At 71.2% G+C, this 10158-nt stretch carries 7 protein-coding genes and 1 pseudogene; 4 read left to right on the top strand and 4 right to left on the bottom strand.

Features of this window, described 5'->3' with window-relative positions; all coding sequences use genetic code 11:
* Positions 1 to 218 precede the first annotated feature (218 nt).
* A complete protein-coding gene (locus ACZ4WH_RS43600) occupies positions 219 to 1244 on the bottom strand; it encodes a zinc-binding alcohol dehydrogenase family protein (protein ID WP_468191786.1) in 1026 nt (341 codons plus the stop codon).
* 74 nt (positions 1245 to 1318) lie between these two features.
* The gene (locus tag ACZ4WH_RS43595) at positions 1319 to 2122 is read right to left on the bottom strand and encodes a glycine betaine ABC transporter substrate-binding protein (protein ID WP_468191784.1); all 804 of its coding nucleotides are present in this window, start codon (positions 2120 to 2122) and stop codon (positions 1319 to 1321) included.
* A gap of 173 nt (positions 2123 to 2295) precedes the next feature.
* On the opposite strand from ACZ4WH_RS43595, the gene ACZ4WH_RS43590 reads away from it, so the two are divergent.
* Positions 2296 to 3246 carry a LysR family transcriptional regulator gene (locus ACZ4WH_RS43590; RefSeq protein ID WP_468191782.1) on the top strand — a complete coding sequence of 317 codons (951 nt, stop codon included), beginning with the start codon at positions 2296 to 2298 and terminating at the stop codon, positions 3244 to 3246.
* A 234-nt stretch (positions 3247 to 3480) separates the two neighbouring features.
* Positions 3481 to 4203 carry an SDR family oxidoreductase gene (locus ACZ4WH_RS43585; RefSeq protein ID WP_468191779.1) on the top strand — a complete coding sequence of 241 codons (723 nt, stop codon included), beginning with the start codon at positions 3481 to 3483 and terminating at the stop codon, positions 4201 to 4203.
* A 69-nt stretch (positions 4204 to 4272) separates the two neighbouring features.
* On the opposite strand, the gene ACZ4WH_RS43580 is transcribed toward ACZ4WH_RS43585, so the two are convergent.
* Positions 4273 to 7098: an AAA family ATPase gene (locus ACZ4WH_RS43580; RefSeq protein WP_468191777.1), complete on the bottom strand. Its 2826-nt coding sequence runs from the start codon at positions 7096 to 7098 to the stop codon at positions 4273 to 4275.
* A gap of 218 nt (positions 7099 to 7316) precedes the next feature.
* Here ACZ4WH_RS43580 and ACZ4WH_RS43575 point away from each other — a divergent pair, with 218 nt between their 5' ends.
* Together ACZ4WH_RS43575 and ACZ4WH_RS43570 are read left to right on the top strand one after the other, a co-directional pair.
* A complete protein-coding gene (locus ACZ4WH_RS43575) occupies positions 7317 to 8756 on the top strand; it encodes an aldehyde dehydrogenase (RefSeq protein WP_468191774.1) in 1440 nt (479 codons plus the stop codon).
* A 333-nt stretch (positions 8757 to 9089) separates the two neighbouring features.
* Positions 9090 to 9617, top strand: coding sequence for a YbhB/YbcL family Raf kinase inhibitor-like protein (locus ACZ4WH_RS43570; protein ID WP_468191769.1), 528 nt, complete (start codon positions 9090 to 9092; stop codon positions 9615 to 9617).
* 136 nt (positions 9618 to 9753) lie between these two features.
* On the opposite strand, the pseudogene ACZ4WH_RS43565 reads toward ACZ4WH_RS43570, so the two are convergent.
* Positions 9754 to 10158 (bottom strand): annotated as a pseudogene (locus ACZ4WH_RS43565) (MFS transporter); the annotation flags it as partial.

The following is a 10158-nucleotide window of genomic DNA, read 5'->3' as shown; positions in this document are numbered from 1 at the left end:
CCCCCCCCCCCCCCCCCCCCCCCCCCCCCCCCCCCCCCCCCCCCCCCCCCCCCCCCCCCCCCCCCCCCCCCCCCCCCCCCCCCCCCCCCCCCGGCCCGGAACAACTGTCGTCACCGCGGACCGGCCGGACGAGTGATTCTGGTCGCCGATGCCCGTGAACGCAGGTGATGAGCGCCCGGGGGCAGTGTTGCGCGGCCGACCGGCATGTGGCGGGCGGCTCAGAAGCCGGTGAGGGTGATCTTGCCGATGGCGCTGCCGGACTCCATGACGCGATGCGCCTCGCGGAGGTTCGCCGCGTTGATCCCGCCGAGGTCCTTCACGGCGGTGGTGGTGATGACGCCCGCGTCCACCAGGCGGGCGATCTGGGTCAGGATGTGCCGCTGCCGGTCCTGGTCGGGGGTCTGGAACAGAGAGCGGGTGAACATGAACTCCCAGTGGTAGGAGATGCTCTTGGCCTTCAGCACTCCGATGGGCAGGGAGTCGAAGTCGTCGATGGCGACGATCCTGCCGAAGGGCCGCAGGGCTTCGGCGTAGGCGCCGAGGTTGCCGTCGGTGTTGGCGGTGCTGAACACGTGTGTCAGGCCGTTCGGGGCCACCTCGGCGATCTGGGGGACCAGGGGCTCGCGGTGGTCCACGATGTGCCGCACACCCATGCGGGTGGCGAACTCGACGGTCTCCGGGCGGGAGGCGGTGCCGATGACGGTCAGGCTGGTCAGGGCACGCGCCAGCTGGGCCGTGATGGAACCGACGCCTCCGGCCGCGGCGGTGATCAGCAGGGCACCGTCCTGGTTCAGTCCGCCGTTCTCCAGGCCGAGGTGTTCGAACAGACCCTCCCAGGCGGTCAGCGAGGTCAGCGGCAGGGCCGCGGCTTCCGTGAAGGACAACGAGGCGGGCTTGAGGGCCACGATGCGCTCGTCGACCGTGTGGTACTCGGCGTTGGCGCCGGCCCGGTCCAGAGCGCCGGCGTAGTACACCTCGTCGCCCGCCTCGAACGTCTCGACCTTCTCGCCGACGGCGACCACGGTGCCCGCCGCGTCCCAGCCGAGCACCTTGGTCTCGCCGCCCGGGTCGTTGCTCTGCCGGATCTTGTAGTCGACGGGGTTGACCGCCACGGCTTCGACCTTCACCAGCAGGTCGTGCGGGCCGGGCTCGGGGACGGGCAGTTCCACGTCGACCAGGCTCTCCGGGTCGCTGACGGGGAGGCTCTCGCGGTAACCGACGGCCCGCATGGTGGTCTTGTTCATGGGAGAATCTTCGCCTTCCGTGTGCTGCTCGAATGGGTAAGTCGTCGTGTACGGGCGCGCCGCCGCTGGGCGGATCACACGGTCAGGGCGTGGCCGTGCTTCGCGAGGTAGCGGTCGGCGGCCCGCAACGGGGTGAGGCCGTCCGCGTTGATCAGGGTGTCGAGCTCCTCGACACCGTCATTGCCCAGGTGCAGGCTGTCCAGCCGGGCTACCGCGTCGGGGTGCAGGTGGTCCAGCGCGTCGAGCCGGATGACCGGACTGGCGTCGTCCACGGTGCCCAGCAGGCCCTTGGGCTCCTCCAGAGGGCGCAGGCCGTACAGGCGGTTGAGGTACTGCGGGCGCCACAGCGGGACGACGAACCACTCCCGTGCGGCGACGCCGCGCTCCACCCGGGAGAGGAACCCGGACTCGGTGCCGGGAGCGAAGACGTAGCCCAGCTCGTCCAGACCGTACGCGCCCACCATCCGGGCGGAGAAACGGCTGATGCCCGCACCCGGGTTGATGCCGTCGATGACCTTCGTCATCCGCCCGGCCACCTTCCGCCGCGTCAGGTCGGCGACCTCCCGCACCTCGTCCTCGGGGACGTAGGGCGGCACCGCCCACACGCAGTACGGCCGGTAGTGCGGCGTCAGCACCCGGACCCGGTCCCGGTAGCGGGAGAGATACGTGTCGTGGCTGGAGGGCAGCCACGCGGAGATCAGAACGTCGATGACGCCCTCCTCCTGGAGCCGGAACAACTGCTCGTGCGGTGCCTCCACGCTGTTCACCCGGTGCCCGTGGGCCTCCAGGACGCGGCGCGTGACCGCGGCGGCGGCACGGTGGAACGACAGGGCGACGTTGCCCACGGCGATGGTCGGCTCCGAGCGGGAGGGGGACATGACGACTCCTTGGACATGCGCGCCTGAGCTGCGGAAACTCCGCCGTGTGTGACCGGGCGTCCGGAGTCTTCCGACCTCTTCGGGCCGTCCGCTGCCCGGCACCCGTTCATCGTGCTCCCGTACCAATCCATAAGTCCAAGAATTCTTTGACATGATCTCTATAAGTTGGGGGCATGGCAACGCTGCGACAGCTGGAGTACCTGGTGGCCATCGTGGACGAGGGATCGTTCACCCGCGCCGCCGAAAGCCTCAACGTCACCCAGCCCGGGCTCTCCCACCAGTTCCAGGCGCTGGAACGGGAGGTCGGCGGGCCGTTGCTGGAACGGCTGCCGCGCGGCGTGCGGCTCACCCCGGCCGGCCGGTCGATGCTGCCCCACGCCCGGGCCGCGCTGGCCGAGGCCGGCCGGGCCACCGTCTCCGCGCGCCGCGCCGCCGGCGTCTCCACCGGTGAGCTGCACCTGGCCACGCTCTACTCGGTCAGCTCGGGCGTGCTGCCCACGGTCCTGGGGCTGTGGCGCCGCGAGCACCCGGGCGTGCGCATCCGGTTGTTCGAACACCGCCGGAGCGACGAGATGGCGCAGGCCATGACCGCGGGCCAGGCCGACGTCGCCGTGGGCCCGCTGCCGGAGGACTGGGAGGGCACCGCCCGGCACATCGGCGCCGAGGAGTTCCTGGTCGTCACCCGGTCCGACGACCCGGTGGCGCTCTCCGACCGGGCACCGAACGTGCGGCTGTCCGACCTCGCCGAGCGGGAGTGGGTGCACTTCACCCCCGACAGCGGCCTGTCCGACATCCTCGAACGGGCCTGTGACGCGGCCGGGTTCCGGCCGCGGGTCGCGGTGCGTACCGAACAGGCCGCGTCGGCCATCGGATACGCGGCGGCCGGGCTCGGGCCCACACTCGTGCCCGCCAACGCCATCCCGCCGCATTTCGCCGGCGCGTTCCTGCGTCCCGACCCGCCCCTGCGCCGGCGACTGACCGGATACACCCGCACCAGTCCGGACCCGGTCACCTCGTCCTTCCTGGAGACCCTCGGGGAACACGCCCCGTTGATGCCCGCGCACGTCGCCAGACGCCTGCGCACCGCCGACCGCTCCGCCCGCCGCCCGCCGACGGGGGAGTGAGCCGCCGGGCGGGGACGACACCGACCGTCCCTCCTGAGGGCCGTCAGCCGTTGCGGACCGGGTGACGCGTCGATACGCCAACCTGTTGCAGCTGACAGTGACTGCCCGTGCTGTCATGAATGGAAGTTATGGGGAGCGACGAAAACAGTCATTGGCTTCATCGGCGTGAGGGGGAGAAGAGTGACGCTCGTGCCACATCGGCCGCGCCACGGCGCTTCACCCAAGGAGATTCGCGTGACCACGCAGGAACGTTCCGGACAGCGCATCGTCGTCATCGGAGCCGGCTCCGCGATCGGACGGCACCTCGCACGGACGGCCTCGGCCGCGGGCGCCGAACTGGTCCTCGCCGGACCGGACCTCGGCAAGCTGAAGGACACGGCCGGTGAACTGACCGGCCCGTGGCGGACCGTGGAGTTCGACATCACCGACGACGAGTCCGCCGCGCGGTTGGCGGACGAGGTCGGCCCCTTCGACCACCTGGTGTCGACAGCGGCGGTTCCCGCCAACGGGCCGCTGGCCGAACTCGACCCGGTCGACGTCCGGCGGGCCTTCGCGGCGAAGGTGATCGGTCCCCTGTTCATCGCCAAGCACCTGGCCGGTCAGGCACGCCAGGGTGGTTCCCTCACCTTCTTCTCCGGGGTGGCCGCCTGGCGTCCGGCGCGAGAGCGCACGGTCATGGCGACCATCAACGGCGCTCTGGCCTTCCTCGTCCAGGCCCTGGCCGTCGAGATCGCCCCGCTGCGCGTGAACGCCGTGTCCCCCGGCATCATCGACAGCGGTGCCTGGGACAAGCTCGGTGACGCCAAGCCGGGATTCCTCCGGAAGATCGCCGACAGCAACCCCGTACGGCGCGTCGGAACCGCGGACGACGTCGTCGAGGCGGTGCTCTTCGCCATGGACAATCCGTACGTCACCGGAACGGTGCTGCACGTCGACGGCGGCGCGCGCCTCGCGTAGAGCCGGGCCATCTCCTGTAGGACCGAGGGCCGTTCTCCGAACCCCGGCGGTGGTGCGCCGTGCCTCGCGTCAGTCGAGCGTGTCGGACGCGAGGGCGGCGGCGAGCTGCGATCGCCGGTTGATCTGCAACTTCGCGTAGACCTTGTACAGGTGTGCTCCGACGGTGCGGTGGGAGAGATACAGCTGGTCGGCGATCTGCCTGTTCGTGTACCCCTGGGCGGCCAGCCGGGCGACGTGCAGTTCCTGCGCGGTCAGCACGGAGCCGGCGTCGAAGGTCTGGCGCGGCTGTGTCGGCTGAGCCGTACTGCCAGCGGCGCCGAGCTCCCGTGCCGTTCGCTGCGCGAGCGCCGACGCGTGGTGTGACTCGAAGACATGCAGCGCCGCGGCGAGGTGGCCGCGCGCCTCCATGATGCGGCGTTCCCGGCGCAGCCATTCGCCGAAGAACAACCGGCTCTTGGCCAGGTCGAGGAAGGCGGTTGTCCGCTCGCCGCGTCTGATCGCCTCCTCGAAGTGGGCGCGTGCGTCGCCGCCCTGCGCAAGCAGTCCGCGCGACCGTTCGACGAGCATCGCCAGATGGTCGGAGTCGCTGTTCGTGAGGGCGGCCGTCGCCATGCCGAGCCAGCCGTCCACCGCCTCCGGTCGGTCGGCGCGTACGGCGGTGTCGGCGAGGTCGCCGCCCGCCCAGATGCCGATGGGTGGATGCTCGACGCATTCCAGCAAGTGGGCGACCGCCTCGTCCGGACGGTGTTCGTTCGCCGCCACCTGGGCGGACGCCCAGGACGCGATGGCCGCCACCCTGGCGAAAGGCATCAGTCCGGACAGCTCGGTACAGGTCTCCAGGGCCGCCGTCGCGAGCTCGTGTTCGCCGCGCCAGGCCCGTGCGCGTGCGATGTTCGCCGCTGCCAGTGCCCCGACCACCGGCATACCGAGCTCGGAGCTGAGGCGCAGTGCGTGCTCCGAGTCGGCGAGGCCGGCGCCGATCGCGTTGGCGTTCACGCGAACCGTGCCGCGTCCGGCGATGGCCACCGTCTCGTCGCTCGTGCGCGCTGACCGGTGGAACATGTTGACCTCGGCGCTCCAGACGCGGTCGGCCTCGGTGAGGTCATGGGTGTCCTCGACGGCGAACGCGAGGCAGTTCAGCAGGGTCGCGTCCGTCTCGCGTATCTGCCGCTGGAACACCGACAGCGCCTCCTCGACGGACGTGATCCGGTCCGTCGGGCTGACGAGGGCCAGGCCGATGCTCTGCAGCACCCTCTGATGTTCGGTGACGGCGATGTCGGGCCGCCGGAGTCCGTCCGCCACGGCCGCCGCGGTGTCGGCGGAGGAGTCCTGGCGGAGGTAGCTGCGCACCGCCGCCCAGGTGAGGGCCTCGATCCGGTCGGTCGGATCGCTGAGTGTCCGTGAGAGCGCGACGAGTTCGTCACCCTTCCGGCCCGGAAGGGTCGTGCTGGTGAGGGAGACCATCCATTCGGTGCGGGCGAACTGCACCGTCGACGCCTCGTCGGCGACGATCGGCCTCGCCTCGGCGAGCAGGGCGGCGGCGGTGTCCACCGTACCCGCCTGCCGCGCGGCCTCCGCTGCCATCACTGTGCGTCGCGCCCGGTCCGCCGCGACCGGCGTCAGCGCGGCCGCGAGTCGCCAGGTGGCGGCGGCCTCGGTCCGTGCGCCCCGGCGGCCGGTCGCCACGGCGACTTCCTCGAGTTCGGCGGCGACGTCCTCGTTCCACCCGGCGATGGCGGCGGCCCGGTGCTGGACTGCGCGTGCGGCATCGACGACGACCGTCGCCAGTGCGGTGTGCACGCGAGCGCGGGCGTCGTAACCGGCGTTGTCGTAGACCGCCGAACCCACCAGCGGGTGGCGGAACTTGTACGTGCCACCCGTGAGTGTGATCAGACCGAACCTCTCGGCCGGGGCGAAGTCGCCCTGGTCCAGGCCCAGGTTGCGGGCCGCCGCGAGCACTTCGTAGCCGCTCGCGTCCTCTGCCGCGGCGGCGATGAGGAGGGCGTGCCGCGTCGTCGGGGGCAGCAGGGCGACCTCGGCCAGGAACGCTTCTTCCAGACGTCTGCCCATCGGGGCGCGAACGCCCTCGGCGTGCGGTGGTCCTTCGAGCCACGACGGGTCTTCCGCCCACACGGTCAGAGCGAGGGGGTTGCCCCGGGCGCGCTCGACCAGGCGGTGTCGCTGCGGCACTGTCAGTGCGGGCGCGTGCCGGGCCACCAGGCCCAGTGCGTCCTCCTGGCCGAGCGGGCTCAGTGGCACGTGATGCTTGAAGTGCGGTGTGTGATCCGGGTAGATCGGATCGGCTCGGCTGGTGGCCAGGAGCAGCGCGGGCATGACGCTCATGCGGGCTGCGAGGAAGGTGACGATGTCGGCTGTCGACCGGTCGAGCCAGTGCAGGTCTTCGACCAGTAGCACGAGGGGGCCTCGCGCCGCGGCTTCCTCCAGCAGTCCGAAGGTGGCGAGCCCGGTGATGAAACGATCCGCCGGTTCCCCCTCCGCCCCGAACGCCACGTCGAGGGCCGCCCGTTGACGCGGCGGCAGAGCGCCGACCCGGTCGAGCAGAGGTAGCAGCAGTTCGTGCAACCCCTCGAAACCGGCCGCGCCGGCGCCACGGATGCCGCGGCAGGAGAGAAGGGTGAAGCCTGATGAGGACGCGGCTTCGACGACCGTGGATGCGAGCCTGCTCTTTCCGATACCCGCTTCGCCGTGCACGATTGCCGAGGCGCCGTGTCCCAGTCGCGCCGCGTCGATGAGGGTTGTCAGCTGCCTGAACTCCGGTTCCCGCCCGATCACGTGCACGTACCTACTCTTCCCGCAGGCAGTAGCCACCACGACGCACTGCGAATGCGCTTTCTTCAAGCAAAGCAATCGTACTATACGGCCGTTTTCAGCCATGGCGACCTGTGTGAAGGGTCCTCCCGTGTTCCACGCTACCCGTCCAAGTTAACAAAACGCCGTTCTCTTGACTAAGAGAACGCTGTTCTCTTAAGGTGTGTCGCCTCCCGGGCCCACACGGCCGGCCGCCCCCGTCGGACGCCTTGGTCCGGGCGAGATGCCCTCCCCTCCCCGGCCTCTGCGCTTCCGCGCGACGACACCCGCGAGAAGGACTCTCAGTGATCACTTACGACAAGCTGTACATCGGCGGACGCTGGACCGAGCCCGCCAAGAAGGACCTGCTGGAGGTCCGCTCCCCGCACGACCGGTCCCTGGTGGGGCTGGCCGCCGAGGCCACCAAGCCCGATGTGGACCTCGCCGTCGACGCCGCCCGCAAGGCCTTCGACGAAGGTCCCTGGCCCCGCCTGTCCCCGGCCGAACGCCAGAACGTCATCGCCCGCTTCAACGACCTCTACGCCCAGCGCGCCGAGGAGATCGCGGACCTCACCACCGCCGAGAACGGCAGCGCACGCTGGTTCACCGGCTGGACCGCGGCCGCGCTCTCCCAGCAGACCGAAGCCTTCCTGCGCGCCGCGGCCGCCCTGCCGTGGGAGGAGGAACTGCCGCGGACCGACGGCGCCACGGGCCGTATCCTGGTACGCCGCGAACCGGTCGGTGTCGTCGCGGCCGTCATCCCCTGGAACGCCCCGCACCAGTCCGCGCTCGTCAAGGTCGTCCCCGCTCTCCTGGCGGGCTGCACCGTCGTGCTCAAGGCATCACCCGAGAACGCCCTCGTCACGCTGCTGCTGGGGGAGATCCTCACCGCGGCGGGTGTGCCGGAGGGCGTGGTCAGCATCCTGCCGGCCGACCGCGCCACCAGCGAATACCTCATCTCCCATCCCGGCATCGACAAAATCGCGTTCACCGGTTCGACGGGCGCCGGACGCACCATCGCGGCCATCGCCGGCCGGCAGCTCAAGCGGGTGAGCCTGGAGCTCGGCGGCAAGTCCGCCGCCATCGTGCTGGAGGACGCCGACCTCGACGCCATGGTGGAGGGCCTGAAGTTCCTCTCCTTCGCCAACAACGCCGAAGCCTGCGTCGCGCACACGCGGATCCTGGTGCACCGCAGCCGCTACGACGAGGCCGTGGCCAAGCTGAAGGACCTGATCGAGTCGCTGACCGTCGGCGACCCCTCCGACCCCGCCACCTTCATCGGGCCGATGGTCAGGGCGGACCAGCAGGAGCGCGTGCGTTCGTACATCGAGACGGGAATCCGCGAGGGCGCCCGGCTCGTCACCGGCGGCCCCGAGATCCCCGCCGGTCTGGAAGACGGCTACTACGTCACCCCCACCCTCTTCGCCGACGTCGACAACTCCATGCGCATCGCACAGGAGGAGATCTTCGGCCCGGTGCTCGTGGTCATCCCGTTCGACGACGACGACCACGCGGTCCGCATCGCCGACGACTCCCCGTACGGCCTCGGCGGCGGCGTGTGGACGGCCGACGAGGACCGCGCCCTGGAGATCGCCCGGCGCATCCGCACCGGCACCTTCTCCGTCAACGGCGCCCCGTTCTCCTTCGACGGCCCGTTCGGAGGGTTCAAGAGCAGCGGCATCGGCAGGGAGTTCGGAACGGTCGGCCTCACCCAGTACGTCGAGTACAAGACCATCGCGGCCTGATCCCCGCTCCACCGCGACCATCACCCCCCACGCCAACGCCTGCAAAGGCCGCACCCCTCACTCTCGGCCCAGCGGTCAGGCCGATCGCCACCGGCCCGGAGCCGACGGCCGTCGGGCCGGTACCCGGACGGGTCCACCGCCCCTTTCCGCCCGCGTCAGTCAATCGACGGATTACCGCGCCCGCTCCGCTCGCGACGATGTATGTCAGTCGCGGCAACCGCGACCACGCGTCCAACGACAGCCGGCCAGGGCCGGAGCGCGTGCCGTGCGCCGAGAAACGCGGCGGCACGCGCCCGCACTCCGGGTCACCCGCGCACACCGAGAGGAAGTCCCATGTCCACTCCCTACGACCTCATCGCGAAAGTTCCTTCCTTCACGCTCACCAGCACCGACTTCACCGACGGCGGAAGGCTTCCGCTTCTTCAGGCGAGCGGCGTCTTCGGGGCCGGCGGCACCGACACCTCACCCCAGCTCAGCTGGTCGGGCTTCCCCGAGGAGACCCGGAGTTTCGCCGTCACCGTCTACGACCCCACCGCCCCGACCGGCAGCGGTTTCTGGCACTGGGCCGTCGCCGACATCCCGGCCACGGTCAGCGAGCTGCCCTCCGGAGCCGGCGACGAGTCGGGTGCCGGACTGCCGGAGAAGGCCTGGCAGCTCCCCAACGACGCCGGCCTGAGGCGGTACGTGGGAGCAGCCCCGCCCGCCGGCAGTGGCGAACACACCTACTACATCGCCGTCCACGCCGTGGACGTGGAGAGCCTGGGCCTCGACCACGGCGTTCCGCCGGCGTTCCTCGGCTTCAACCTCTCGGGCCACACGCTGGCCCGGGCGGTGATCACGGCCCGCTTCTCCGTCGACTGACGCCCCTCCGCCTCACCGGCCGCGACGCTGTCCGTCGCGGCCGGTGAGGCGTTTGCCGAGCCCGTGGACCGCCGTCGGACCGTGATCCGCGCCGAGACACCATGACGCACGGTTCCGCACACGCGCTCGCGGCCTCTCAGACCTCCTGGCCGTGCCGCGCGCGGTCCCCCCGCCGCGACCGCAGGGCCGGCGCGAGGACCGCGGTCGCGGCGAGAAGGGCTACGACCAGGCCGTAGACGGCGACGGTGGTGGTCAGCGGGACGAAGTCGCTGGCGATGCCCGCCAGGAGGACCGGCGCGCCGTACGCTGTGTAGGCGACGAGGTAGACCGCGGCGAAGAGGCCGCCCCGGCTCGTGTTGTCCGCGAGCGGGCCTAGTATGCGGAGGGAGGAGCCGAAGGCCGCACTCTGCCCGGAGCCGCCGAGGAGCGCCCCGGCGATGACCAGGGGCAGGCTGCCGGCCGCGACACCGACGACTGCGAGGACGGCGCCCACGAACAACAGGAGCGCGCCGACGCGGGTGGCCCGCTCGGCGGCCAGCCG

Source organism: Streptomyces sp. NPDC029138, assembly GCF_055564375.1.
The sequence above is the reverse complement of the archived record's forward strand: the minus strand, read 5'-3'. Positions and strand labels throughout refer to the sequence as shown.